21 protein-coding genes are annotated in these 26423 nt (G+C 41.8%); 14 read left to right on the top strand and 7 right to left on the bottom strand.

The window, feature by feature from the left end:
• Window positions 1–14 precede the first annotated feature (14 nt).
• Window positions 15–2666: an ATP-binding protein gene (locus tag ACHLI0_RS07430; protein ID WP_234119939.1), complete on the top strand. Its 2652-nt coding sequence runs from the start codon at window positions 15–17 to the stop codon at window positions 2664–2666.
• A 54-nt stretch (window positions 2667–2720) separates the two neighbouring features.
• On the opposite strand, the gene ACHLI0_RS07425 is transcribed toward ACHLI0_RS07430, so the two are convergent.
• Together ACHLI0_RS07425 and ACHLI0_RS07420 are read right to left on the bottom strand one after the other, a co-directional pair.
• Window positions 2721–3437 carry a murein L,D-transpeptidase catalytic domain family protein gene (locus tag ACHLI0_RS07425; RefSeq protein WP_394812630.1) on the bottom strand — a complete coding sequence of 239 codons (717 nt, stop codon included), beginning with the start codon at window positions 3435–3437 and terminating at the stop codon, window positions 2721–2723.
• Between the two features lie 43 nt (window positions 3438–3480).
• Window positions 3481–4509, bottom strand: a complete 1029-nt coding sequence (locus tag ACHLI0_RS07420; RefSeq protein WP_490748786.1) for a L,D-transpeptidase — start codon at window positions 4507–4509, stop codon at window positions 3481–3483.
• A gap of 262 nt (window positions 4510–4771) precedes the next feature.
• Between ACHLI0_RS07420 and ACHLI0_RS07415 the strand changes: the two genes are divergently transcribed.
• From ACHLI0_RS07415 to ACHLI0_RS07390, 6 genes are all read left to right on the top strand, one after another.
• Window positions 4772–5044, top strand: coding sequence for a co-chaperone GroES (locus ACHLI0_RS07415; RefSeq protein ID WP_010539043.1), 273 nt, complete (start codon window positions 4772–4774; stop codon window positions 5042–5044).
• Between the two features lie 45 nt (window positions 5045–5089).
• Window positions 5090–6727 carry a chaperonin GroEL gene (groL, locus tag ACHLI0_RS07410; RefSeq protein ID WP_490748785.1) on the top strand — a complete coding sequence of 546 codons (1638 nt, stop codon included), beginning with the start codon at window positions 5090–5092 and terminating at the stop codon, window positions 6725–6727.
• A gap of 165 nt (window positions 6728–6892) precedes the next feature.
• Window positions 6893–8455, top strand: coding sequence for an ATP-binding protein (locus ACHLI0_RS07405; RefSeq protein WP_234119935.1), 1563 nt, complete (start codon window positions 6893–6895; stop codon window positions 8453–8455).
• 706 nt (window positions 8456–9161) lie between these two features.
• The gene (locus tag ACHLI0_RS07400; RefSeq protein ID WP_490748784.1) at window positions 9162–10100 is read left to right on the top strand and encodes a tyrosine-type recombinase/integrase; all 939 of its coding nucleotides are present in this window, start codon (window positions 9162–9164) and stop codon (window positions 10098–10100) included.
• Window positions 10101–10497: 397 nt separating this feature from the next.
• Window positions 10498–13407, top strand: coding sequence for a PL29 family lyase N-terminal domain-containing protein (locus ACHLI0_RS07395; RefSeq protein WP_490748783.1), 2910 nt, complete (start codon window positions 10498–10500; stop codon window positions 13405–13407).
• Between the two features lie 126 nt (window positions 13408–13533).
• Window positions 13534–14655, top strand: coding sequence for an OmpA family protein (locus ACHLI0_RS07390; protein WP_055221550.1), 1122 nt, complete (start codon window positions 13534–13536; stop codon window positions 14653–14655).
• Window positions 14656–14919: 264 nt separating this feature from the next.
• Here the strand turns inward: ACHLI0_RS07390 and ACHLI0_RS07385 are convergent, their stop codons facing one another.
• The 4 genes from ACHLI0_RS07385 to ACHLI0_RS07370 all read right to left on the bottom strand — a co-directional run bounded on the left by ACHLI0_RS07385 (window position 14920) and on the right by ACHLI0_RS07370 (window position 19185).
• Window positions 14920–15423, bottom strand: coding sequence for a GDYXXLXY domain-containing protein (locus ACHLI0_RS07385; protein WP_055221481.1), 504 nt, complete (start codon window positions 15421–15423; stop codon window positions 14920–14922).
• Window positions 15410–16366, bottom strand: coding sequence for a DUF4401 domain-containing protein (locus tag ACHLI0_RS07380; RefSeq protein ID WP_055221479.1), 957 nt, complete (start codon window positions 16364–16366; stop codon window positions 15410–15412). The genes ACHLI0_RS07385 and ACHLI0_RS07380 overlap by 14 nt, the downstream gene beginning before the upstream one ends.
• On the bottom strand, window positions 16350–17267 hold the full coding sequence (locus ACHLI0_RS07375; protein ID WP_490748781.1) for a DUF2157 domain-containing protein: 918 nt from the start codon (window positions 17265–17267) through the stop codon (window positions 16350–16352). Before ACHLI0_RS07375 ends, ACHLI0_RS07380 begins: the two co-directional genes overlap by 17 nt.
• A gap of 178 nt (window positions 17268–17445) precedes the next feature.
• Window positions 17446–19185, bottom strand: coding sequence for a thiamine pyrophosphate-dependent enzyme (locus ACHLI0_RS07370; protein ID WP_490748780.1), 1740 nt, complete (start codon window positions 19183–19185; stop codon window positions 17446–17448).
• 236 nt (window positions 19186–19421) lie between these two features.
• Between ACHLI0_RS07370 and ACHLI0_RS07365 the strand changes: the two genes are divergently transcribed.
• Window positions 19422–19640 (top strand): winged helix-turn-helix domain-containing protein, encoded by a 219-nt coding sequence (locus ACHLI0_RS07365; RefSeq protein ID WP_008763236.1) that lies wholly within the window; start codon window positions 19422–19424, stop codon window positions 19638–19640.
• Window positions 19641–19723: 83 nt separating this feature from the next.
• Here ACHLI0_RS07365 and ACHLI0_RS07360 read toward each other — a convergent pair whose 3' ends face one another.
• On the bottom strand, window positions 19724–20140 hold the full coding sequence (locus ACHLI0_RS07360; RefSeq protein WP_074858966.1) for a DUF6249 domain-containing protein: 417 nt from the start codon (window positions 20138–20140) through the stop codon (window positions 19724–19726).
• A gap of 155 nt (window positions 20141–20295) precedes the next feature.
• Between ACHLI0_RS07360 and ACHLI0_RS07355 the strand changes: the two genes are divergently transcribed.
• The 6 genes from ACHLI0_RS07355 (at window position 20296) to ACHLI0_RS07330 (ending at window position 26423) form a co-directional block, all read left to right on the top strand.
• Window positions 20296–20844, top strand: coding sequence for an RNA polymerase sigma factor (locus ACHLI0_RS07355; RefSeq protein WP_490748779.1), 549 nt, complete (start codon window positions 20296–20298; stop codon window positions 20842–20844).
• 10 nt (window positions 20845–20854) lie between these two features.
• On the top strand, window positions 20855–21229 hold the full coding sequence (locus tag ACHLI0_RS07350) for a hypothetical protein (RefSeq protein WP_008767734.1): 375 nt from the start codon (window positions 20855–20857) through the stop codon (window positions 21227–21229).
• 52 nt (window positions 21230–21281) lie between these two features.
• Window positions 21282–22295: a threonine aldolase family protein gene (locus ACHLI0_RS07345; RefSeq protein WP_490748778.1), complete on the top strand. Its 1014-nt coding sequence runs from the start codon at window positions 21282–21284 to the stop codon at window positions 22293–22295.
• Between the two features lie 90 nt (window positions 22296–22385).
• On the top strand, window positions 22386–23582 hold the full coding sequence (locus tag ACHLI0_RS07340) for a BamA/TamA family outer membrane protein (protein ID WP_490748777.1): 1197 nt from the start codon (window positions 22386–22388) through the stop codon (window positions 23580–23582).
• Window positions 23569–25269: a phosphoethanolamine transferase family protein gene (locus ACHLI0_RS07335; RefSeq protein WP_490748776.1), complete on the top strand. Its 1701-nt coding sequence runs from the start codon at window positions 23569–23571 to the stop codon at window positions 25267–25269. The genes ACHLI0_RS07340 and ACHLI0_RS07335 overlap by 14 nt, the downstream gene beginning before the upstream one ends.
• A gap of 188 nt (window positions 25270–25457) precedes the next feature.
• Window positions 25458–26423, top strand: coding sequence for a DnaJ C-terminal domain-containing protein (locus tag ACHLI0_RS07330; RefSeq protein WP_373248637.1), 966 nt, complete (start codon window positions 25458–25460; stop codon window positions 26421–26423).

Here is a 26423-nt window from a genome sequence, read left to right as displayed (position 1 = left end):
AAGCAAACCAAATAATGATGGAAGAGAAAGAGAAGGCCTGGAAAACAGTAAGTAGCAAATATCTGTTTCGCCGCCCGTGGTTGACAGTACGCTGCGAAGATATGCTATTGCCTAATGGAAACCGCATCCCTGAATATTATATTCTTGAATATCCTGATTGGGTAAACACGATAGCAATAACCAAAGACGGCAAATTTGTATTTGTCCGTCAGTATCGTCCTGGATTGGGACGTACCTCTTATGAACTCTGTGCCGGAGTTTGTGATAAAGAGGATGCTTCCCCATTAGTTTCCGCTCAGCGCGAACTGTGGGAGGAGACCGGATATGGAAAAGGAAACTGGCGGGAATACATGGTGATATCTGCCAATCCGAGTACGCATACCAACCTGACTCATTGCTTCCTAGCTACGGATGTCGAACCGATAGATCATCAACATCTGGAAGATACCGAAGATTTGTCTGTACATCTGCTGACTTTTGAAGAAGTGAAACAACTGCTGGAAAACAATGAGATCATGCAGTCACTCAACGCCGCCCCCTTATGGAAATATGTGGCTGAACATGCGGCAGACTTTGAACAGCAATCTGTCGAAAAGGTGGAATATGAAAAAACGGAAACCATCTCACACCGTATCAATGATTTGCTTTATTATCAGAACTCAATTTCACGGTCTTTGTCCCGTTTTCTGAAAGATGAAGAAGTAGAGACAGGAATTTATGAGATATTAAAAGATATTCTGGCTTTCTATCGGGCGGGACGTGCCTATATTTTCGAGACGGACGAAGAAAATCATTTTTATAACTGTACCTATGAAGTTGTAGCGGAAGGAGTAAAAGCGGAAATAAATGAATTGCAGGAAATTCCGGTAGACTTCATGCCGTGGTGGACATCGCAGATATTGGGAAAGAAGCCTATTCTATTTGAAACATTAAAGCCGATGCCTGGAATGGGGCAGGGCGAATATGAGGTGTTGTCCCGTCAGGGAATCAAGGCTTTGATGGCGACTCCATTGGTAGTCAATGATCATGTCTACGGATTTATGGGAGTAGATTTGGTCGATGGTTCCGCTTCATGGTCGGACGAAGATTATCGCTGGCTGTCTTCTTTGGCCAATGTAATCAGTATTTGTCTTGAACTGCGCAGGGCGAAAGAGAAAGTGATCTTTGAACAAGCAGCTTTGGCACGTAGTGAAAGACTCTTTAAAAATATCTTCACCAATATTCCTGCCGGAGTAGAGATTTACGATAAGGATGGTAATCTGGTGGATTTGAACGAAAGAGATATGGATATGCTGGGAATTGCGGATAAGTCGGAGGTGATCGGACTCAATTTCTTTGAAAACCCGAATGTGGATGCCCAGATACTTGAGAGTATACGTAAGAGCAGTATTACGGATTTTCGTGCCCGTTATTCGTTCGAATGTGCCCGCCACACGGGATATTATCGTCCATTGAAAGCCGGTGTCATCGAACTTTATACAAAAGTCCGCAAATTATATGATAATCATGGTAACCTTACCGGATATATTCTTATCAATATGGATAATACGGAGCGTATTGATGCCTTGAAGCGTATTTCTGATTTTGAGAATCTGTTTCTTCTTATATCTGATTATGCCAAGGTGGGATATGCCAAACTCAATCTGCTGAATCGTCAGGGCTATGCCATCAAGCAATGGTTCAAGAATATGGGAGAGGATGAGAATACACCTCTTTCCGATGTAGTCGGTGTTTACTCCAAAATGCATCCGGATGACCGTTCCCGTATGCTTGCTTTTTTTGAAGAAGCAAAGAAAGGGAAAGCAAAAGCCTTCAAAGGTGAGATGCGTATTTTGCGTCCCGGTACGAAGAATGAATGGAACTGGGTGCGTACCAATGTAGTGCTGAATCTCTATGAGCCGGAAAAAGGACAAGTGGAATTGATTGGAGTCAACTATGATATCACTGCTTTGAAAGAAACGGAAGCCAAACTGATAGAGGCAAAAGAGAAAGCCGAAGAATCTGACCGGTTGAAGTCTGCTTTCCTTGCCAATATGAGTCATGAGATACGCACTCCGCTGAATGCCATAGTCGGTTTTTCCAGCCTGATGGTGGATACGGAGGATATGGAGGAAAGACGGCAGTACATGGATATTGTGGAAGAAAACAATGACCTGTTATTACAATTGATTTCAGATATTCTTGACTTATCGAAGATTGAGGCGGGAACATTCGATTTCACCGAACGTGAGTTGGACGTAAATCTGCTTTGTGAAGATATTGTTCTCGCTATGAGAATGAAGGCCAGACCGAACGTGGAAATCCTTTTTGACCGCCATCTGCCGGAATGTCGCATCATGAGTGACCGCAATCGTTTACATCAGGTTATTTCTAACTTTGTAAACAATGCGATTAAATTCACGGAAGAAGGAAATATACGGGTAGGCTATGATCAGCTTGATGAGGCTCATCTGCGTTTCTACGTTGCCGATACAGGCATTGGCATTGAGCCGGAAATGCAGAACGAGATTTTTGAGCGTTTCGTCAAACTGAATTCCTTTGTACATGGCACAGGACTCGGACTTTCCATTTGCCGCAGTATTGTGGAACAACTGGGTGGCGAGATTGGCGTAGATAGTGAACCGGAGAAAGGGTCTTGCTTCTGGTTTACCCTGCCGATAAAGTAAAGTCGTTATTCCTTTGTGCGGTTAGTCCGTGCAGCTCTTTCTGATAAAGGCTGTTTAGAGTGCCGGTATGGGGGCACTGACGTTTTTTAAGATGTCGCTTTGAGCCAGATAGCTGCTATTATTGGCATAGATGAACATAACACTGCCATCTTTAATTGTATTAATGATGGGCTTGGCTAGTTTTGTCGGGAGGGCAGGACATCCCAGACTTCTCCCCAAACGTCCCGAGGCGGCTACTGTCGGATTGGCGTATGAAGCCCCGTGCACGACGATAGAACGTTCTTTTGCTTTGTCATTGATTCCTTTTTCGAGTCCGTTTAGGATGAGTGAGTAGCCGTTTCCGCCTTGGTAAGTGTTTTCAGTGAGATAAAATCCCAATGAGCTTTTATAAGAGCCGTTTTGGTTGGAGAAAGAAGTGGCATAATTCTCTCCGCTGTTTCGTCCGTGTGAGACTACTGATGAATACAGCAGTTGTTTCTTCTCCATATCGAAGACAAAAAAACGTTTTTCGGTAGACGGTTTTGAGAAGTCAATCAGCGTCAGAATCGGTTTACTCTTCTCCTTGATGCGGTTGTAACCAGCGACAGCCTGACGGAATGCAATGAAATTGACAATTCCACCCAACTCCATTTCTTCAAAGAGCTGTTCGCCGGCAGCTAATTCGGACACAGGAGTCGGAAAGTCAGATGCAGGAACGGCCATTGTGTCGACTGAAACATGGCTGAATGGAATGAAAAGGAATGATAAAAATAATATAACTTTCTGAAACATAGGGATTAAGCTTGAAATAAAATCGCGGTAAAGATAGGGATTTTTATTCCAAAACAAAAATAATCGTCTCATTAACAGGTGCCCAGTCGAAAATAAATTTGGCATGGGAAGTTGCGTTCCGTACACACATATGTGATCGGGGAGTGGTTCCCAGTGACCAGCTATATTCTATCTGTGTCTTTCGGGGCTCGTTAACAGGTACTCCGTGAATGTAGGCTCCGTCCGTGAAGCGGCTGGCGTAAGGCGCGTAGCCTCCTGTCTCTTTCGAGCCGTCTTTCAGGAATATCATTTTCACCTTCTTTTCCTGCAGTACGAACATTCCTAAAGGAGTTTCCTGCGCATACGGCGGTCGGTGAAGTCCGGTAGTAGAAGGGTGCATACTGCGTACTACCCATTTCCCTTTTTCCGTGCGTTCCAGTGCGGTAATGTTCTGATTATGGCGGTCCACAAAGATTGCTTTATTGAAAACCACCGTATCTCCGATCATTTTGACATACTTTTTAGGAATCATCCATTCGCCTTCTGTAAATATCGGTTCTGCTTTGACAAAGTTTTCTCCGTCCTCAATAAAACGCGTCAGTTCACCATCCTGTCCGTAGCGTTCGGGTGCTATCGTATCCGTCAGCAGATAAAGCGGGACAGACTGGTATCGTTCTACCCCAAGCGTATCCGCTACCCGTCCGTAGGCATTTCTTTTGAAGTTTTTCACCAATGGAGCTTCACCGTTTCTGTTTTTGTAATTCTGGAGGATAGCCCATTGAGACGGTTGCAGTTGTATGTTTTCGAGCAGGGCAAGCTGTTCTTTTATTTTGTCCCATTGGAAACTGCGGGTCGTATCTTTATAAGGATATGTATCTTCCAGTGTGTATTTATCATACAGCAGCTCTTTGGTGATTTGAATTTCTTCCGGAGTAATCTTTTTGACGACAGGTTCTGCCACAGTTTCCGCAATCGTGTCCTGTGCCAGTGAATCAGCCTGTAAAGTCTCTTCAGAAGTTTTTTGTCCTGTACGCGAAGTGCAGGAACAGAGTACGCAAAAAGCGATGGATATGCCAAAACTTATTTTATTCATATAATCTATACAGTTTATCTTGGGGGTCATTTACGAATATACGTTATTATAAGGAATAATCCGCTTCTATTGTTTAAAAAGTGTGGAACAAATATGCTTTTTTGCCATTAATAACCTGTTGTCAGTCATTTTGTCAGTCAATTTCTGCCAAACAATCATTATTTTGCTTTGGCATACTTTTCGCAACTGATTTAGCGTCTTCTTCAAGAAGAGGACAAATCATGAATATAATGTATAACAAATAAAATCAAAAAAAAGAACTATGAACATTAAACCATTAGCAGACAGAGTGCTTATCCTCCCTGCACCTGCAGAAGAAAAAACAATTGGTGGTATCATTATTCCTGATACAGCAAAAGAAAAACCTTTGAAGGGTGAAGTTGTGGCAGTTGGTCACGGAACGAAAGACGAAGAAATGGTATTGAAAGTAGGCGATACAGTTCTTTATGGCAAGTATGCCGGAACAGAACTTGAAGTAGAAGGCACTAAATACCTTATCATGCGTCAGAGCGATGTTCTCGCTATCTTGGGTTAATTCAAAATTCTAAACTTATCATTTTAAAATAAATAAGATATCATTATGGCAAAAGAAATATTATTCAATATCGATGCCCGCGACCAATTGAAAAAAGGTGTCGATGCATTGGCAAATGCAGTAAAAGTAACTCTTGGCCCGAAAGGACGTAACGTTATCATCGAAAAGAAATTCGGTGCTCCGCACATCACAAAAGACGGTGTGACAGTAGCAAAGGAAATCGAATTGGCAGATGCTTACCAAAATACCGGTGCACAACTGGTGAAAGAAGTCGCTTCTAAGACTGGTGACGATGCAGGTGACGGTACAACTACTGCAACTGTTTTGGCTCAGGCTATCGTAGCTGAAGGTTTGAAGAATGTGACTGCCGGTGCAAGCCCGATGGATATCAAACGTGGTATCGACAAGGCTGTTGCCAAAGTGGTAGAATCAATCAAGGCACAAGCTGAAACTGTAGGTGATAACTACGACAAGATCGAACAGGTTGCTACTGTATCTGCCAACAATGATCCGGTAATCGGTAAATTGATTGCTGACGCTATGCGTAAAGTTTCTAAGGACGGTGTAATCACTATCGAAGAAGCTAAAGGTACTGACACTACTATCGGTGTAGTAGAAGGTATGCAGTTCGACCGCGGTTATCTGTCTGCATATTTCGTTACTAATACGGAAAAGATGGAATGTGAGATGGAGAAACCTTACATTCTGATCTACGACAAGAAGATTTCTAATCTGAAAGATTTCTTGCCTATTCTCGAACCGGCTGTTCAGACAGGTCGTCCTCTGTTGGTTATCGCAGAAGATGTGGATAGCGAAGCGTTGACTACATTGGTAGTAAACCGTCTGCGTTCTCAGCTGAAGATTTGTGCTGTGAAGGCTCCGGGCTTCGGCGACCGTCGTAAAGAAATGCTGGAAGATATCGCTATCCTGGCAGGTGGTGTGGTAATCAGCGAGGAAAAAGGTCTGAAACTGGAACAGGCTACAATCGAAATGCTCGGTACTGCTGACAAGGTAACAGTATCTAAAGATTATACAACAATCGTAAACGGTGCCGGTGTGAAAGAAAACATCAAGGAACGTTGCGATCAGATCAAGGCTCAGATCGTTGCTACTAAATCAGATTACGACCGTGAGAAATTGCAGGAACGTCTGGCTAAATTGTCAGGTGGTGTAGCAGTTCTCTATGTAGGTGCTGCTTCTGAAGTAGAAATGAAAGAAAAGAAAGACCGTGTAGACGATGCATTGCGTGCAACTCGCGCTGCTATCGAAGAAGGTATCATCCCGGGTGGTGGCGTTGCTTACATCCGTGCTATCGATTCTCTTGAAGGCATGAAGGGTGACAATGCGGACGAAACAACAGGTATCGGTATCATCAAACGTGCTATCGAAGAACCGCTTCGCGAAATTGTTGCCAATGCAGGCAAGGAAGGTGCGGTAGTTGTTCAGAAAGTACGTGAAGGTAAAGGTGACTTCGGTTACAATGCTCGTACGGATGTTTACGAAAATCTGCATGCTGCCGGTGTAGTAGATCCTGCTAAAGTAGCTCGTGTGGCTCTTGAAAATGCAGCTTCTATCGCAGGTATGTTCCTGACTACAGAATGTGTGATCGTGGAAAAGAAAGAAGATAAACCAGAAATGCCGATGGGCGCTCCGGGAATGGGCGGCATGGGCGGAATGATGTAATTCTTCCTTTCCGGACATAAAAATAAGGTATGGAACCGCTTTCCCTGTGGGGGAGGCGGTTCTTTTTTTGCGCAGCTTTGTGATAGAAACTTTTGTGTGTAACTTGGCGTTATTTGTTTGGAAAGAAGTATCTTTGTGTATTGCAAATCAAAAATCCCTGAGAATATGAGTAGTAAAATTTATCCTATCGGTATACAGAACTTTGAAAAGATTCGAAAAGATGGTTACTTTTACATTGATAAAACTGCGTTGATTTATAAATTGGTAAAGACTGGCAGTTATTATTTTCTAAGTCGTCCCCGTCGTTTTGGAAAAAGTTTGCTGTTATCTACTCTTGAAGCTTATTTTAAAGGAAGAAAAGAACTTTTCGAAGGATTGGCGATGGAGAGTCTGGAGAAGGACTGGATTGAATATCCGGTTATTCATCTGGATCTGAATGCTAAAAAGTTTGATACTGAAAATGACCTTATCCGTCTGATAGATCGACAACTTCTTGTTTACGAAGCTCAATACGGTTCATGTTCCAGTGATGAAACGATCGATGACCGTTTGGTTACTTTAATTAGACTGGCCGCAGAAAAAACAGGGCAGCGGGTGGTGATTCTTGTCGACGAGTATGACAAACCGATGTTGCAAGCCATTGGTAGAGATGAGTTGCAGGAAGAATACCGGAATACATTGAAAGCTTTCTATGGCGTGATGAAGTCTATGGATGGTTATATTAAATTTGCTATGCTGACAGGTGTGACGAAGTTTGGTAAGGTTAGTGTATTCAGCGATTTGAATAATCTCAATGATATCTCCATGTGGAATCAATATATAGATATATGTGGAGTCAGTGATCAAGAATTGCATGATAATCTGGAGGTTGAACTTTCTGAATTTGCAGATGCTCGTGGAATGACATATAATGAAATATGTGTTGCATTGCGTGAATACTATGATGGTTACCATTTTACTCATAATTCCATCGGCATGTATAATCCGTTTAGTCTTCTCAATGCATTCTTACGTAATGAATTTGGCAGCTATTGGTTCGAAACCGGTACACCTACCTATCTGGTAGAATTATTAAAAAAACATCATTATGATCTTCAGAGAATGGCGCACGAAGAAACGAGTGCTGAAGTCTTGAATAGTGTTGATTCTACTTCCGACAATCCGATACCTGTCATTTATCAGAGTGGTTATCTCACTATAAAAGGATATGATGAGCGCTTTGGTATTTATCGTCTTGGATTTCCTAACCGTGAAGTGGAAGAAGGGTTTGTTAAATTCTTGCTTCCTTTCTATGCTAATACTAATGCAGTGGAATCTTCTTTTGAAATTCAGAAATTTGTTCGTGAGATAGAAGCCGGAGATTATGATTCTTTCTTTCGACGTTTACAAAGTTTCTTTGCTGATACACCTTATGAGTTGATTCGTGATTTGGAATTACATTATCAAAATGTTCTTTTTATTGTTTTCAAGTTAATAGGATTCTATGTTAAAGCAGAATATCATACTAGTGAAGGACGTATTGATCTTGTTCTCCAGACAGATAAATTCGTTTATATCATGGAGTTTAAATTGGATGGTACAGCGGAGGAAGCATTGCTACAGATAAATGAGAAACATTACGCTCAGCCTTTCGAATCCAATGATCGGGAGTTGTTCAAAATTGGAGTGAATTTCAGTGCCAAGACACGAAATATAGAGAAATGGGTTGTAGAAAAAGGAGGAAACTAAGTATTTAAAATTAGTTGGTAAAGTCTTTCTGCCATTTAGCTTCGTTTATAATATTCTTTGCTTTCATAAAGCAATGCTTTGGATATCCAAAAGCTATGCTTTATGGTTGCTAAAGCCTAGCTTTAAGTTGCCATACGAGGGATGTTATAAATATTATCTTCACCTTCACTTTACCTTCGAAATCCTTTATTTATCGGCGATATCGGGTGAAGGCCTAGTTATTCACCCTTTGAACTGAGAATGACATTCGTTCATGAAAGTATCATTCATTTTGCTATAAGCTAATTTATTTTTGCTATAATGATATTTGCATTAGCTATAACCTAATGGAAAGATGCTAATAGATTATTTTTTTCTTCTCAATGTTTGTTTTAAACATCCTATTGATTGTATGTAAACGAGCGGTTGATTGTATCTGACTTGTCTGAAGAAAGAGGTGAAGGTACCTCCCTTCACCCACTATCACTGATGAATAAAGGTCTTTAAAGAAAAGGTGAAGGGTGAAACCCTTGTTTGAAAACTTATGGTATAATGCGTAAAAGCAACAGAAATCAACAAAATACGTGTTTTTGATGCTGATCCAATTAAAATTCGTTTCTTTGCCTCCAAACTTTTATCAAGAGGTCTTTGTTTTTTTGACCGTTCGCTCCTATTATAATAATAGGAAGTGTATTTATATTATAGTGTATATCTAATAGTTTATGCAATGGGGAATTTAATTTCATTTTTTAAGAAAGTAGCCGATGGGCTACGGGCAGAGGGAAACTTTGGGACTGCCCATGTGTATCGAAGTACTTTGAACATTGTGACAACCTTTCATGGGAGTAAATACCTTGATTTTCATCAGGTAAATCCCGAATGGTTGAAAGATTTTGAAGTCTATCTTCGCAGTCGTGGTTCCAGTTGGAATACAGTTTCCACTTACCTTCGTGTGTTGCGTGCGGTTTATAATCGTGCAGTTGATCTTCGTAAAGCGGAATATATTCCGCATTTATTCCGTTCTGTTTACACAGGAACACGTGCAGATAGGAAACGTGCGCTGGAAGATGAAGATATGCGAAAAGTTTTTAGTCGTTTGTCGAAATCATCCACAATTCCTTCAGATTTACGTCGTACGAAGGAACTGTTTATTCTGATGTTTCTGCTTCGTGGTTTACCTTTTGTTGATTTGGCTTATTTGCGTAAAAGCGATTTAAGAGGAAACGTGATAACGTATCGTCGGCGTAAGACTGGTCGTTCCTTATCAGTGACTCTGACACCGGAAGCTATGCTTTTATTAGAAAAGCACATAAGCCGGGATCTTAGTTCTCCTTATTTGTTTCCAATTCTTCATAGTATTGAAGGAAGTCAGGAAGCATATCGAGAATATCAGTTGGCCTTGCGGAGTTTCAATCAGCATTTGGAATTGTTAGGTCAGTGGCTGGGACTGGAAAGCAAACTTAGCTCGTATACAGCACGTCATACCTGGGCTACGACAGCTTATTATTGTGAAATTCATCCGGGTATCATTTCTGAGGCGATGGGACATTCTTCCATTACGGTGACCGAAACTTATCTGAAGCCATTCCGTAGTAGGAAAATTGATGAAGCAAATAATAGGATCGTTGATTTTGTGAAACGCTCTATTGGTGGAATAATAGTTTGATTACTAACCTGTTACTTGGTAGGTAACGGGACTGAATAGCGCTGCAAATATGGACATATTTTGGAAAACATGCAAACAAAATTGAAAAATTCTCAGATAAACTACTAAAAAAAGAACACATAAACGACAAATACTGCGGATTCTTTGTATTAAGACTGTATTAACCTTAAATTTTGGCAAAAGATTTTCCTCCCCTCTGCCGCTACTACTAAGCAGGGGTAAAAGATTTAGATTCTTTTTGAATCTGTTTTCTACAAAAACTACTTTATAAAGGTTACCACAAAGGTTTACCCGTTACCTACCAAGTAACGGGACAGGCATTATTGAAACTTAGTGTTTAATAATATATTATTAATGTAATTTTTAAGTAGTTATGAAAAGAAAATTTGTAAAAGTGATGTTCTTCGGGGCGTTAGCACTTTCTACTGTCACCTACGTAGGCTGTAAGGACTACGATGATGACATTGACAATCTGCAACAACAGATTGATGCTGTAAAAGTGTCACTGGATGAATTGCAGGCTAAAGTGAATGGTGGGGCTGTCATCACGAACGTTACTAAGGGAGAAAATGGAATTACTGTAACGCTCAGCGATGGTAAAAGCTATGAGCTGACAAACGGCAAGGACGGTGCTGCTGGTAAAGACGCTGCTGTTTGGACAATTGGCGAAAATGATGGCTATTGGTATAAAGATGGTGTGAAGACTCAATACAAAGCTGTCGGTGTAGATGGTCAAGCTGGTGCAGACGGCAAACCCGGTGCAGATGGTAAGCCCGGTGCAGACGGCAAACCGGGCGAAGATGGTAAACCTGGTGAAAATGGTCTGTACTATGTACCTAATCCGGAAACCGGATGCTTTGACATATGGAAAGATAACAAATTCGTTGAATCGACAGATATCAGTTGGAAGGCTGCATCTGAAGGAGGTATTAGTGCAGTCCTTAATGGTAATGTGTTGACACTTACTGGCGTGCAGGGAAAAGATGGTGAGTCAATTTCTGTTGATCTTGTTTCAGGCATTGCTTTGTCTTCTATAGCATTCATACCAGATGTTGTAAGCCAGGATGTTCCGTATGCTACTACTAGTAATCCTTTCTATCATATTAAGAACTATTTGGATGAAACTAAGTATAATGCTAATAATACTTTCAAAGCACAGTCAGACTGGGGTAAATCCAATGTTGTAGCAATGAACTACCGTCTGAATCCGGAAGATGCAAATGTAGATGCAAAAACGGTATATGGTTTTATTGATCGTAAAATCACTACTCGTGCTGCCGGTGACAGAACTCTTCTTTTGAATGTAAATGATAAGAGTGTAAGTAATGGTGTTGTTGTAATTGGTGCTACTGTCAACCCGAATGCATTGGTTGAAAACCAAGAATATAACATTGCTGCTTTACAGGCATGGTATGGTCAGAAACCTCTGACTTCTGATTACGTTCATATTACTTCTGAAGAAATAGATCTTATACTCGCCGATAGTGCAAAAACTGTAAAAGGTGAGGCTGCTATAACATTCTATAATCGTACGCAATCTATAGCAAAAGGTGAATCGGATGCTTTCATCAAACAATTTGTAGCATTGGATGCAGACGCAAATGCTGCGTTTAAATATACTAGTACGATTGATCTGAAAGATTATGTCGGATTGTATTCTGACAATAAGACAGAATGGTTGGCTGCACTGGGCTTCAAGGGCATGAGCTATGAATTCTCTATACCTGAGAAATATCTGGCTAATGATGACGAGAAGACTAATCAGCAGTGGTTCATCACAAAAGATGGAGAAAATACACTTGATAATGGTGTAATCAAGGTTAATCCGGAAGTCGTTAATGGAACTCCGGCTATCGGACGTACTCCGGTGGTAAGAGTAGATGCTTTCTTGACTAGCAATGGTGGTGCGAAGAAACTGGTTGCTTCTTCTTATATTAAACTGTCTATTACAGAAGAAGATCCTACTCCGGGAACTAAGCCTGATTATGGCACTATTAATATGTCTGATCCTAAAGCTGCTGATTATCATAAATTAGAAAGCGGTGATCAAGCATTTACCAATACTTATGCTCTTGATAACGTTAATATGGATTATCAGGCTATCAATAATAAGATTTATGGTACTGCTAAGCTGACTTCTACAACATTCTGGAATTATTATGGTGGTCAGGATCATAAATATAATGTATTGGTTACTGTGACTAATAAGAGTGGTCAGGAAGAAACAATCATCAGTGAAGAAGTTTCTCAGCAAACTGATGTTGTGATCTCTAATAAGGGACTTTTGCTTAATATTAAGTTGAATGATGATGCTACTAAGACTTCAGCTATCAAGGTTGGTGTTAACAACCAAATTAAGTCTCAGAACACTTATAAAGATATTGATGGCAAGGGTGCTAAGTATTCAGTGAAGATTATTATTCCTTCTAATGATAACTCACATGGTGATATCAAACTTGAACAAATATTCTATGTGAAGGAAGAATGTGTTCCTTATGTTTATAATCCTCTTTATTACAATGAAACATATAAGTCTCTTGCAGATGGCAAAACTTATGATGACTGTATCGTAATTAAAGGGCAGAATACTTCAGGATATTGGGAAATGTCTTCTGTTGTAAGTGAACATTTTGCTAACCTGGAAGGTGAGAATATCTTTGAATATTACAATAAGGTAAATAACGTAAATGCTCTTCAATTCCAGTGGGCAACTGGTATTACTGGAGTTACTCCGGATCCTTTGACTTCATTCAACACAGATGAAACAGTGAAATTGACTGAAGCGATGACTAAGCGTGACGATGTTAAGAACATGACTTACAAGGTTACTTTGGTAAACGATGAAATCTGTAACTTTAACTATAACATTGTATTCGTTAATCCGTTTGTTGCTGGTACTACTAATGGCATAAGCATTTATGGTAATGGTATTGGTGAGAACACAGGTGCAACAATGCCGCAGGTCGTTGTTAAGGACAATGAAGGTAGTAATATCTATTCTTACGATAATACGTCAAAAACTTTGGTATTAAGCTCTAAGGCTACAGATACTTATAAGTTGACTAATGATATTGTTAGCGTAGAATATGCTTTCGTAGAAAATGCTGCTTGGACTGAACTGACTTCTAATATGTCTAAGGATTCTAGACTAGAAGTAGATGATGCAACAGGTGTTGTTACTTGGAAAAATCAAGGTTCTACTTTGGTGAAAGATTACAATCTTACTGTAACAGCTACTGTTACATTCAAAGACTTGTCAGTCGTAATATGTAATATTCCTGTTAAATTGGCGAAAGATGCTCAATAACAGAGTCATATTTTCCTCATAAAGGAGTCTGACTTGCAAAAGTATGACTTCTCATAATTACAGAGGACGTTCCGAGGGAATAAAAGGAGCGTCCTCTGTTTTAAATTGAAATTATATAGTACGAACATGAAGAATAAATATCACATTCTTTTAGTTGCATTTTTGATGTGCTCTACTGCAGTTTTTGCTCAACAGTCAGGTAGTATAAGCAGCCAGCCTCGTATAAAAGAGGAAGGAAAGATAGTTCACAATCCGCATTGGTTTTTATCTGTCCAGGGTGGTGGTGCCTATACTGTGGGGGAAGCTGGTTTTGGAGATTTACTTTCTCCGTCAATAGCAATATCTCTTGGGTATAAGTTTACTCCTTTGTTCGGGCTCCGGGCTGAGGCTAGCGGTTGGCAAGCCAAAGGAGGTTGGGTAACCCCGACTACTACTTATACATATAAGTATTTGCAAGGCAGTGTAGATGCTATGCTTGATCTGGGTAATTTGTGTTGTGGTTTTAATCCTAAACGTTTTTTTAATGCTTATCTCTTTTTGGGAGTAGGCTTGAATGGCGTATTTAGTAACGATGAAGCTGTAGCCTTAAATGCGAACGGATATAAATTACATCATCTTTGGACAGGTAAGAAAGCATATGTTGGAGGACGTGGTGGTTTGGGAGCAAATCTTCATTTAAATGATCATGTAGGGATTAATCTGGAGCTGAATACCAATATGTTATCAGACAAGTTCAACTCAAAGAAGGGCCGTAATGCTGACTGGCAGTTCAATGCCTTGGCAGGTTTTACTTTTACTTTTGGTAAAAGTTATAAAAAGACAGTGCCTGTCTACTATGACGTGGAGCAAGTAACTCCAACAACAGTGATAGAAAAATCTGAGTTTACTCCTGTAGTAGATCAGTCGAAAAAAGAAATAACTGTCAGAGATACTTTGAAACAGAATATCTTTTTCGCTCTGAATTCTGCACGTATTCAAGATGATCAGCAATCAAAGATTGCTTCTTTGGTTGAATATATGAAAAAGCATCCTACTGCAAGAATGAATGTGACAGGTTATGCGGATATAAATACAGGTAATCCGAGAATTAATAACAGGCTATCTGAAACTCGGGCTAAAAATGTTGCTGAAGCATTGAAAGTAAAGGGCATTGCAGCTGATAGGATTATCATAGATTTCAAGGGGGATACTGTACAACCTTATTCCACCCCTGAAGAAAATCGTGTAAGTATCTGCATCGCAGAATGAAATTTCCCACTCTCATGTGAAATTCTATTTTCCCCATTAACCTCAATATGAGGAGTTTTCACATGAGAAATATATGGAAGTCTATGCTTGTGAAAGTCGGGACTTCTATAATCCCTTTTTCACTAGAATGTGAAAAGAGTCAAAAGGGCGATCTGAATACAAAGATTGTGCTTGTGAAAGTGCTCTTTTAGTATTTGTCCCCTATAGAGGATGCCACCCTTTTTCCCACTGGCATCCTCTTTTGTTTTCTTATATACACTATTATCATTTGCCTCTGTACGGTTTAATCTGCCGGAAATCCCCGTCATACAATCCTACCAGTAAACTCTGTCCTTTATTATCTACTCTCAATCCACCATAAGCGGCACGATTATAGACAGAATCCTGTCCTTCTTCAAAAAAGAAGGATTCGGCACCGAGGAATAATCTGCCATTTATCGTTTTATATTTCAGGACGATCTCATTTTCATTTACTGGTTCAAGGGATTCCTGAAGACGTATTAATTCTCCGACGTGATTCTTGTCCAGCTTGAGCACGGCATAACCGCGTTTAGCTTCCTGCCTGTTTATCAATTCGGAATTTGCTTCTTTATAGTTAAGCCTCATATAATCTCCTTGCATCAGAGAACGGGGATCGACAGGAGCCAGTTGCAATAATACGAGTTGTCCCTCTTTCAACGTCTGTTCTTTCTGATAAACAGACCAGTTAAAGTATCCCAAAAGAAGGAGTAAATTAGCGATAATCAGTATTCGGCTATATTTTTTCATGTCTTGTCTTTTTTTGAGTGAAAATATACCAGGCTATGAGCAATGCGATTCCCGTGAAGAACAGGGTGATCGATTTCGTCAGCAAGGTGATATCCAGATCATAGTAATATTTGGATAGGGAATAGATGAAGAGGAGGAGCGCAACTGCGGACTCAGCTTTATAACCGTACTGAAAACATATCAGTATCAGCAGGATACTGCCCGATAGATAAGGGGCATGCAGACTGGGAAGGCAGATCAGGATACAAAGAAGATAAATGCACACCTGATGTACCGGACTCTTAACCTGCATCACCTGCATGATTTTATAAACCATCAGAAGGATACCCACTAACATGAAAACAGATATGATCCAGTCATTTGTGCTTTTTGTCAAGTAATTGACAGACAACCCGGCCAATGAAAGGACACACGATACGAACAGACCGGAATGAATAGGTTTGTATTTAGACAAATCCCCGTTCGTATAGCTGAGTATTTTTGTCTCAGATAGATTGACGAATAAGAAAATAGCTATAATAGGCACGGCAGCCACATTCAGCGGATTCAGGGAAGAGAATAAGTTCGTTATCTCTCCGAACAGTGCCATATAGAATGAGATTACCGAAAGGAAAGTCAGGATGAACCCTTTGGATAACAGCATCGTTACTACACTGATCCCTATCAGTACAATAAAGAGGACATCTATGTTTCTATTCATTCCATAACCGGCTAATATACATCCGGCTATGTAGCACGTAATATTCATCGCATCCAGAAAAGGTTTGGTCAGGAGACGATTGACAAATAAAGTAGTAATGATCAGGATACTTCCTACAATCAGACAGGATGTTTCGGATCGGAGAATGGAGGAAAGTGCCAGAAATCCCAGAAAGAAGATAGCGGTCAGCACTCCTCCGATAATTGAAAGGACTTCGATTGTCAGGTTACTCTTCTGTGCCATACCATTGTTTTTTTAGGTGAAGGATTGCATAAATCAATAAAGTGGTACCGGTGATAACAATAATTCCTGAGAGGAGAAATATGTTGACATCCCTAAGGTTACTGTGACAGATAAACAGGGATAGTAAAATCATCAGTATGGCAAAAGGAATGGCGGAAAGATAGAATAAATTCCTTTGTCTCCATCCGAACCATAACCCTGCCGAGAACAGCAGAACGGTACTTGCGAGCGGAATGGATACGATTGCATCCTTTTCGCAGATTACTGCCATCATAAGATAAGTCACATGTACGATGGTGGCCAAAGAAAGCAGGCTGACAAACCAACGGTTCTGTCGGCTGAGGGTACCTTTGATACTCATCCATTCTGTGACGACCGTTGCCGAAGCGCAAATCCAGGTTACTGCACTGGTCGGTAAAGTGACTGCCCATTGGTTATCAGGCACTATTTGCATAGCATACAGCCATATGGTAGTACAGAGCAGTCCGATAAACATCAGCCAGATCGGAGTGAAACGGATGGCGACTGCCCAAAGGATGGTGAACAGTGTCCAGCCCAGAAACAGGTCATACGCATCAGCGCCCGTCTGATAGATTTGTCCGAATACAGCAAAAAGTGTGCCTACCAGGAATGTGGCTCCAGTGAGGATTATCTGTTTGATAAGTATATTCCATCGGGTGAATACTGTCAGCAGGACAGATGCAACAAGTAATGTTTGTACGATTCCCAGTTTGGCGAATTTGGGAAGATCTTCCCAGTTATAGGCGAAGAAAAAGATAATTCCTGCCACCGTAAAACCAACGCCTGCGGCTAACAGAAAAATAGAAAGAAATTGTTTCCATTGTCTTTTATCGGCATACATCGGTTGTCTGAATAGGAGTGAAGAGTCCGGTTTTTCCATGTGCTTCTCTTTTTTGATGATTACAAACATAAGAAAATAAAATGATTATCCTTCAGTTGGATATATAAAAAAGGTAGAACCTGACTCATTGTTGGTCTGTAATGAGATCAGGTTATACCTTTCTGAAGATAATCATCTTGTCTGTGTGCAAGGATAAATATCGTTGAAGAAGGAACTGTCAGAAGACTTCCCGTATATGTTTATAATTCGAATTAATAGTATCGATCACTTCCTGTGAGCGTCCGTTAATCAACAGTTTATACATGGACTGGGCGAAGCCTACCATCTGCCCCAACTCTATTTTAGGAGGCATGGCAAGAGCGTTCGGATCGGTCATGATATTTACCAGTACCGGACCATCCAGTTCGAATGCATTTAATAAAGTAGTCAGTACTTCTTCCGGATTGCTGACATTGAAGCCTGTCATTCCCATTGCTTCGGCTACTTGCGCAAAGTCCGGATTCAGCATATTTGTCTGCCAGTCCGGCAGCCCGTCTACTTCCATTTCCAGTTTTACCATTCCCAAGGAGCGGTTATTGAAGACAATGATCTTAATCGGTAACTTATATTGAACAACGGTCTCCAGATCTCCTAAAGTCATCGACAGACCTCCGTCACCACAGAGTGCCACTACCTGACGGTCGGGGTAGGCAAGTGCTGCCCCGATGGCCTGTGGTAAAGCATTTGCCATAGAACCATGATTGAAAGATCCCAGCATATGCCGCTTTCCCGTAGCTTGCAGATAACGTGCACCCCATACACAAGTCATTCCGGTATCTACGGTGAATATTGCATCATCCGATGCCAGTTTATCAATCTCGGACATCACATATTCCGGATGGATTTTGTTTATATCTCCTTTATCTTCCGTATAGGCTGCCAGGTCTTTCTTTACCCCTTCATATCTTTTCAGTTGTTTCAGCAGGAAAGTATCATCAGTCTTGGGGTTCAGCATACGCAATAATGCCTGAATAGTCATTCTTACATCTCCGCAAAGTCCGATATCCACTTTGGCACGGCGCCCGAGCCGTTCGGGTTTGATATCTATCTGTGCTATCTTGATGTCATCGGGCAGGAAAGCGGAATAAGGAAAGTCTGTGCCGAGCATAAGAAGTACTTCGGCTTCGTGCATGCTGTAATAGCCGGAAGGCATTCCCAACAGTCCGGTCATTCCTACTTCATAAGGATTTTCATATTGTACTTCCATTTTTCCTTTGAAAGTATATACCACAGGAGCATTCAGCTTCTCCGAAAGCGCGATCACTTCCTCGTGTGCTCCCCGACAGCCGATGCCGCAGAAAAGAGTAATGCGTTTATGATGGTTCAGTAACTCTGCCAATTGTATCAAGTCTTCTTCCGCCGGACAGACTTCTGGCGGAGCCGGATAATTTTTTACCGAAGAATCGACGGAAACGGAAGATGCCTTGGCCAGGTCTCCCGGTAAGCCTACAACGGCTACTCCTTTTCGGGTGATGGCTGTCTGAATGGCTGATTGAAGCATACGCGGGAATTGTCCCGGAGTGGTTGCCACTTCATTATAGTAGCTGCAATCGTTAAAGAGTTTTATAGTATTGGTTTCCTGAAAATATTCAGTCCCGAATTCTCCGCTGGGGATGGTGGAAGCGATGGCAATGACCGGTGCTCCTGATCGTTGTGCATCATATAGCCCATTGATGAGGTGAACATGCCCCGGTCCGCTACTGCCTGCGCAGCATCCTATCCGTCCGGTCAGTTGAGCTTCGGCTGCTGCGGCATAGGCTCCGGTTTCTTCATGCCGTACATGTATCCATTGTATCTTATTGTTCTTTCTGACAGCTTCGTTTACTTCATTTAAACTATCGCCCGTCACGGCATAGATGCGCTCTACGCCCGATTCAACTAATGTTTCGATCAGTTGTTCTGCTATTTTTTTTGCCATATTTCTAATAGGTTTAGGATTGATTCTTAATGTAATAACAGATGTATGCCAAGAAAAGTTCTGTTTTAACATATGCTAATATGCTTGTTGTGTCGGTACACATCGCAGGTTTTATGTTAAAAATAATTTTGTAACAACTTTTTAGTATCTGGGAGGGAACAATTGTGATATCCATTTGTTATCTTTATAGGCGAAATCTTAACCTAATGTTTATAACCTCTTAATAGCTGTAGAAAATGGATAGAAAGCAAATCGGTGTGTATGCTGGTAAAGTCTGGCAACTGCTGAGCAACAATGAGAAATGGGGCTATGGTACCTTAAAGAGAAAGTCCGGGTTGAAGGATAAAGAATTGGGTGCCGCTCTGGGCTGGTTATCGAGAGAGAATAAGATAGAGTTCGATCAGTGTGATGAAGAACTTTATGTATATCTCTGTGTAAATGTTTATATTGGATGAAAGAATGTCTGATGTTTTAATGAGTACAAATTAAATCCCCGAAGTTACATCTTTGTAGATGAGGCTTCGGGGATTTTGGTTTTTTATTCTTTCTCTTTCTTCTGTATTTTCATCTCGATGAGGAAAGCTGCCAGCAGCCCTGCGCCACCGAAAAGAAGTACACATGCGCCATACACGACACTTGCCTGACGTTCCACGTCCCAGTTTCTGGAAGCAGTGTATCCCGGAAATGAGTTGATGCAGATAAAGAAGGCGACCAGTAGACCTAATCCTATTCCAAGCATCAGCAGACCGCTTTTTAAAGAACCGAAGGTAAACCGGGAGCGGGAGTAATTAAGGTTGAGGGATAAGTTACTGTTGATTTCTCCCGTGTTGACTCTGTCAGCCAGCTTTTCAATCATGGCTATCCGCTCTTTCCTGCATACAAAAAGTTCAAATAATTTGTAGATTCCTAATGTAATAGTACCTACTACCAAGGGAATGGTGATAAAATCCATCATAATTATACTGTTTTTAAGTGAATATTTTCGTTCTTTGTATCGTTTGACGCAGTGGACGGAAAAAGGTTACACTGAAAAGCAGATAATTTATAATCCTGTATTTTTTCTTTTCCGGATTGTAACCTTTTGTATCGGGCAGCGTCTAAAGAGTCAAGATGGAACAGAAAGACGAATCATACTATATCGAACGCATACTGGATGGAGAGACGGAATACTTTTCCGTATTTCTTGACCGCTACAGTCGTCCGTTGTATACGTTGGTGGTGCAGATCGTCGGTTGTCCCGAAGATGCGGAGGAGTTGCTTCAGGATATTTTTCTGAAAGCTTTCCGCAACTTGAATCGTTATAAAGGCGAGTGCCGTTTTTCTACATGGATTTATCGCATCGCTTACAATGCCGCTATCTCGGCTACCCGGAAAAAGAAACAGGAGTTTCTTTATATAGAAGAGAATACGATTAATAATGTACCCGATGAGATGGCGGACAATGTGCTTGCTCCGGCAGAAACCGAAGAACAACTGGAGCGTTTGGAGATGGCGATAGAGCAGTTGAGCGGAGAAGAGAAAGCATTGATTACTTTGTTTTATTATGAAGAAAAGTCAATGGAAGAGATCGGTGAGGTGCTGAAACTTTCGATCAGTAATGTGAAAGTACGGCTTCATCGTACCCGGAAAAAGATTTGTGTATTGATGAATAATAAATAGAAGAGAGGATATGGAAGAGGAAAGAAAGATAAACGAGAATACGGGCAATATGCTGAAACAAGCATTGGAACGGAGGCAAACGGAACGACTGTCTTCCAATTTTTCGTATCGGATGATGGAGCGTGTTCATCAGGAGGCTGAGAAGCAGACGAAGCGGAAAACGAGAATCGGTTGGGCAGCTTTGCTGATATCGGCTTTGGCGTTGGTAGGGCTGGGTGTCTATGTGCTGACTTTCTATCTGGAATTTAACTTTGCCGATGTGATGCCGCAAATGAATGTCCGGCAGGATTCTTCTTTGTTTGCATTTTATGTCTATATCGCACTTCTTGCATTGGTCTTGCTCGGATTAGATTATTGGCTGCGCAAGAAGTATATCTGGAAATAATTCTGTTACTTTGCATGATAATTAAAACAATGCGAAGAAACAAGAAGAAACAATGAGAAGTTTTGCCTCTGATAATAATTCCGGTGTGCATCCGTTGGTGATGGAAGCATTGAGCCGGGCAAACGCAGATCATGCGTTGGGTTATGGTGATGATCAATGGACGGAAGAAGCTGTAGCCAAGATAAAAGAAACCTTTACACCGGACTGTGTCCCTTTGTTTGTATTCAATGGTACGGGCAGCAATGTGGTGGCTTTGCAAGTAATGACGCGTCCGTATCATTCAATCTTCTGTGCGGAAACTGCCCATATTTATGTAGACGAGTGCGGCTCTCCCGTGAAAATGACAGGTTGTCAGATTCGGCCGATTGCCACAACCGATGGTAAGTTGACTCCCGAACTGATGCAGCCTTATCTGCACGGTTTCGGCGACCAGCATCATTCGCAACCCCGTGCGCTTTACATCTCCCAATGCACCGAACTCGGAACGATTTATACACCCGAAGAACTGAAACGTCTGACTGACTTTGCCCATCTGAACGGTATGTATGTCCACATGGACGGAGCAAGGATTGCCAATGCCTGTGCCGCCCTTCATCTTTCGCTCAAAGAACTGACTGTAGACTGTGGGATTGACATCCTTAGTTTCGGCGGAACAAAAAACGGACTGATGATGGGGGAATGTGTGATTATATTTAATAAGGACCTGCAACGGGAAGCCCGTTTTGTCCGGAAACAATCTGCCCAGCTGGCTTCCAAGATGCGTTACCTTTCCTGTCAGTTTACTGCCTACCTGACGGATGACCTGTGGCTGAAGAATGCCGCTCATGCCAATGCGATGGCAAGCAAGCTCTATCAGGCACTTAAGGAACTGCCCGAAGTCACCTTTACCCAGAAGCCGGAGAGCAACCAGTTATTTCTGACCATGCCCCGTCCGACTATCGACCGGATGCTGGAATCTTATTTCTTTTATTTCTGGAATGAGGCGAATCACGAAATCCGCCTGGTGACTTCTTTTGACACAACGGAAGAGGATGTAAATCAATTTATTCGACTTTTGAGACGTTAAAAGAGAAGAATGGAACAACAAAAGCGTTTATAATACTGTTGTAATAGGAAGTTTGGGGCTAACTTTGTCCCCGTAATATTGCTTCTTGTTATGATGGATGCTAGACGAAACGGACTTGTATTATTGGCGCTATTGTTGTTGACACAAACCACTATAAGTGCGCAGACTGATTCTATGGGCAAAGATGTGCCGATAGATTCTGTCTCTGTGGCAACCTCAGACTCGCTTCAGACAAAGCGCGGTTTCTTCAAGAAGTTTCTTGATTATTTTAATGACGCCAATAAGGAAAAGAAAAATAAAAAGTTCGATTTCAGTGTGATTGGCGGTCCTCATTATTCCAGTGATACCAAGTTTGGTCTTGGATTGGTGGCGGCGGGGTTGTATCGTACAGACCGCAATGATTCGATCCTTCCCCCTTCGAATGTTTCTCTTTATGGAGATGTCTCTACTGTTGGTTTTTATCTGTTGGGAGTAAGAGGCAATCACCTGTTCCCGCAAGAGAAATACCGGTTGAATTATAATCTTTATTTTTATTCTTTCCCCAGTCTTTATTGGGGAAGGGGATATGATAATGGAGCGAACTCTGATAATGAAAGCGACTACAAACGCTTTCAGGCGCAAGTGAAAGTCGACTTCATGTTTCGTGTAGCGAAAAGTTTCTATATCGGACCGATGGCTGTATTCGATTATATAGACGGGCGCGACTTTGAGAAGCCGGAACTTTGGGAAGGAATGTCGGCACGGACCACTAATACGAGTCTCGGCCTTTCCCTTCTTTATGACTCCCGTGATTTTCTGACCAATGCCTATCAGGGATATTACTTGCGGATAGACCAACGGTTTAGTCCGGCTTTTCTCGGTAATAAATATGCGTTTAGCAGTACGGAACTGACAACCAGCTATTACCATCCGGTATGGAAAGGCGGAGTCCTTGCAGGACAGTTTCACACTTTACTGAACTATGGCAATCCTCCGTGGGGATTGATGGCAACCCTCGGAAGTTCTTACTCAATGCGTGGTTATTATGAAGGGCGTTATCGTGATAAGTGTGCGATGGATGCACAGATAGAACTCCGTCAGCATATATGGAAACGAAACGGAGTGGCTGTATGGGCAGGAGCGGGAACTGTATTTCCGCGCTTCTCCGACTTTATGCCGAAGCATATCCTTCCCAATTATGGTTTCGGCTATCGCTGGGAATTTAAGAAGAGAGTAAATGTACGTTTGGATTTAGGGTTTGGCAAGCACCAGACCGGATTTATATTTAATATCAATGAAGCTTTTTAAGAACATAAAGAAATGGTTTGAAAATCAGGAACACTTGTTTTACCTGTTCCTGATCATCCTGATAATGCCCAACATCGTTCTGTGTTTCACAGAACCCTTGCCGTTGATGGCGAAGGTAAGCAATGTTTTGTTGCCTTTAGCCTGTTACTATCTGCTGATGACTTTGTCCCGCAACTGTGGCAAGATGCTCTGGATTTTGTTCATCTTCCTGTTTTTCGGCGCCTTTCAGATTGTGCTGCTTTATCTGTTCGGACAGTCCATCATCGCTGTAGATATGTTTCTGAATCTGGTAACCACCAATTCGAGTGAAGCGATGGAATTGCTGGACAACTTATTACCGGCCATCGTTACCGTAGTCATACTTTACATTCCTGCCCTGATATTGGGCATGATTTCGATTATCCGCAAGCGCCGGCTTTCTGTGGCATTTATTCGCAGGGAACGGCAGAGAGCCTTCATCCTGCTTGGAATCTCTCTTCTCACCTTGGGCGGAGCTTACTGGGAAGACTCCCGCTATGAACTGAAATCCGATCTTTATCCTCTCAATGTATGCTATAATGTGGGACTTGCTTTTCAACGCACGGCATTGACGCAAAATTACCATCATACTTCGAAAGATTTTACTTTCCGTGCTCAAGCCACTCATCCAGCGGACAAGCGTGAAGTGTATGTAATGGTAGTGGGAGAGACTTCCCGCGCATTGAACTGGCAACTCTACGGATATGAGCGGGAGACGAATCCGCTTCTGTCCCGTCAACCGGGAATTGTTGCTTTCTCCAAAGTCCTGACAGAGTCGAATACCACCCATAAAAGCGTGCCCATGCTGATGTCGGATATTACAGCCTGTAACTTCGACTCCATCTACTATCAAAAAGGAATCATCACGGCCTTTAAGGAGGCAGGTTATCAGACAGCCTTTTTCTCCAACCAGCGCTATAATCATTCCTTTATTGATTTCTTCGGAAAGGAAGCCGATACATTCGATTTTATAAAAGAAGATTCGCTGGATTCCGCCTACAATCCTTCTGATGATGAACTGCTGGCATTAGTAGCGAAAGAATTATCCAAGGGAAATCAGAAACAGTTTATCGTACTTCATACATACGGCTCACATTTCAATTATCGTGAACGTTATCCGTCGGAAGACGCTTTCTTTCTGCCCGATTATCCGGTAGAAGCGGAAGTGAAGTACCGTGATAACCTGGTGAATGCTTACGATAACACCATCCGCTATACAGATAGCTTTCTGTCACGTCTGATTCAGATGCTCGAAGAACAGCACGTGGATGCTGCAATGCTCTACACCTCTGATCATGGAGAGGATATTTTTGACGATTCCCGTCATCTGTTCCTTCATGCTTCTCCAGTTCCTTCTTACTATCAGCTTCATGTTCCGTTTCTGATATGGATGTCCGACACCTATCGGGAAGCTTATCCCGAACATTGGCAAACCGTGACCAAGAATAAGGATAAGGACCTATCTTCCAGCCGTTCATTCTTTCCTACCATGCTGGAACTGGGCGGAGTGCAAACTTCTTACCGCAACGATTCCTCATCTGTAGTCAGCCCTCTTTACACCATGAAGCCGAGAGTATATCTGAATGACCATAACGAACCCCGCCCCTTGGATGATCTGGGAATGAAACAGCCTGACTTCCAGAAATGTCAAGTATTAGGTATTAGGTAATAGGTAATAAGTAATAGGTAATAAGTAATACACCGTAGCCGTACAGGCAAGGCTATACGAAGCTACGATTATTACCTATTACTTATTACCTATTACTTATTCATTAATCCTTGTTAATTCTTATATCCAAAAGCATGATTGGCGTGTTATTTGCGATATAAAAGTATGAACGATTAAATTCATAAAACATGGCTTATATAGATTATTATAAGATTCTTGGAGTTGACAAAAGTGCTTCTCAGGATGATATAAAGAAGGCTTTTCGTAAGTTGGCCCGGAAGTATCATCCTGACCTGAACCCTAATGACCCAAGTGCGAAGGACAAGTTTCAGGAAATCAATGAAGCCAATGAAGTACTGAGTGACCCTGAGAAGCGTAAGAAGTATGACGAGTATGGGGAGCATTGGAAACATGCCGATGAGTTTGAAGCTCAGAAAAAAGCGCGGCAGCAAGCCGGTGGCTATGGTGGTGCCGGAGGTTTTGGCGGATTCGGTGGTGGCGGTCAGGGATTCTCTGATGGTGACGGAACGTATTGGTATTCGTCCGACGGTGGCGAAGGATTCTCCGGAGGTAATGCCGGTGGTTTCTCCGATTTCTTCGAATCGATGTTCGGGCATCGGGGCAGGGGACAAAGCTCTGCCGGATTCCGTGGACAGGACTTTAATGCGGAGCTTCATCTTTCGCTGCGTGATGCTGCTCAGACGCATAAACAGATATTGACTGTCAATGGTAAACAAGTACGTATTACCATTCCCGCAGGTGTGGCCGACGGGCAGGTGATTAAACTAAAAGGTTACGGAGCTGAAGGTGTGAACGGAGGTCCGGCCGGTGACTTGTATATCACTTTCGTCATTGCCGAAGACCCTGTATTCAAGCGCTTGGGCGATGACTTGTACGTAGACGTGGAAGTAGACCTTTATACTGCTGTATTGGGTGGTGATAAAGTCGTTGATACGCTGGACGGCAAAGTGAAACTGAAGATCAAACCGGAGACTCAGAACGGTACGAAGGTACGTCTGAAAGGCAAGGGATTCCCGGTCTATAAGAAAGAAGGACAATTCGGTGACTTGATTGTTACCTATTCCGTCAAGATTCCGACGAATCTGACAGAAGCGCAGAAGGAGTTGTTCCGTCAATTACAGAGTATGAACTAA

This window comes from Bacteroides sp. RCH18, from assembly GCF_058231005.1.
Note: the sequence above shows the minus strand (reverse complement) of the source record. Positions and strands in the feature narration are given on the sequence as shown.

What these genes read in the sequence shown, in the direction of transcription:
- ACHLI0_RS07330 (WP_373248637.1), top strand. Translation starts at nt 25,458, where the DNA reads ATGGCTTATATAGATTATTATAAGATTCTTGGAGTTGACAAAAGTGCT.
- ACHLI0_RS07345 (WP_490748778.1), top strand. Translation starts at nt 21,282, where the DNA reads ATGAGAAGTTTTGCCTCTGATAATAATTCCGGTGTGCATCCGTTGGTG.
- ACHLI0_RS07420 (WP_490748786.1), bottom strand. Translation starts at nt 4,509, where the DNA reads ATGAATAAAATAAGTTTTGGCATATCCATCGCTTTTTGCGTACTCTGT.
- ACHLI0_RS07365 (WP_008763236.1), top strand. Translation starts at nt 19,422, where the DNA reads ATGGATAGAAAGCAAATCGGTGTGTATGCTGGTAAAGTCTGGCAACTG.
- ACHLI0_RS07355 (WP_490748779.1), top strand. Translation starts at nt 20,296, where the DNA reads ATGGAACAGAAAGACGAATCATACTATATCGAACGCATACTGGATGGA.
- ACHLI0_RS07380 (WP_055221479.1), bottom strand. Translation starts at nt 16,366, where the DNA reads ATGGCACAGAAGAGTAACCTGACAATCGAAGTCCTTTCAATTATCGGA.
- ACHLI0_RS07335 (WP_490748776.1), top strand. Translation starts at nt 23,569, where the DNA reads ATGAAGCTTTTTAAGAACATAAAGAAATGGTTTGAAAATCAGGAACAC.
- ACHLI0_RS07430 (WP_234119939.1), top strand. Translation starts at nt 15, where the DNA reads ATGATGGAAGAGAAAGAGAAGGCCTGGAAAACAGTAAGTAGCAAATAT.
- ACHLI0_RS07405 (WP_234119935.1), top strand. Translation starts at nt 6,893, where the DNA reads ATGAGTAGTAAAATTTATCCTATCGGTATACAGAACTTTGAAAAGATT.
- ACHLI0_RS07350 (WP_008767734.1), top strand. Translation starts at nt 20,855, where the DNA reads ATGGAAGAGGAAAGAAAGATAAACGAGAATACGGGCAATATGCTGAAA.
- ACHLI0_RS07360 (WP_074858966.1), bottom strand. Translation starts at nt 20,140, where the DNA reads ATGATGGATTTTATCACCATTCCCTTGGTAGTAGGTACTATTACATTA.
- ACHLI0_RS07400 (WP_490748784.1), top strand. Translation starts at nt 9,162, where the DNA reads ATGGGGAATTTAATTTCATTTTTTAAGAAAGTAGCCGATGGGCTACGG.
- ACHLI0_RS07395 (WP_490748783.1), top strand. Translation starts at nt 10,498, where the DNA reads ATGTTCTTCGGGGCGTTAGCACTTTCTACTGTCACCTACGTAGGCTGT.
- ACHLI0_RS07425 (WP_394812630.1), bottom strand. Translation starts at nt 3,437, where the DNA reads ATGTTTCAGAAAGTTATATTATTTTTATCATTCCTTTTCATTCCATTC.
- ACHLI0_RS07370 (WP_490748780.1), bottom strand. Translation starts at nt 19,185, where the DNA reads ATGGCAAAAAAAATAGCAGAACAACTGATCGAAACATTAGTTGAATCG.
- ACHLI0_RS07340 (WP_490748777.1), top strand. Translation starts at nt 22,386, where the DNA reads ATGATGGATGCTAGACGAAACGGACTTGTATTATTGGCGCTATTGTTG.
- ACHLI0_RS07375 (WP_490748781.1), bottom strand. Translation starts at nt 17,267, where the DNA reads ATGGAAAAACCGGACTCTTCACTCCTATTCAGACAACCGATGTATGCC.
- ACHLI0_RS07385 (WP_055221481.1), bottom strand. Translation starts at nt 15,423, where the DNA reads ATGAAAAAATATAGCCGAATACTGATTATCGCTAATTTACTCCTTCTT.
- ACHLI0_RS07415 (WP_010539043.1), top strand. Translation starts at nt 4,772, where the DNA reads ATGAACATTAAACCATTAGCAGACAGAGTGCTTATCCTCCCTGCACCT.
- groL (WP_490748785.1), top strand. Translation starts at nt 5,090, where the DNA reads ATGGCAAAAGAAATATTATTCAATATCGATGCCCGCGACCAATTGAAA.
- ACHLI0_RS07390 (WP_055221550.1), top strand. Translation starts at nt 13,534, where the DNA reads ATGAAGAATAAATATCACATTCTTTTAGTTGCATTTTTGATGTGCTCT.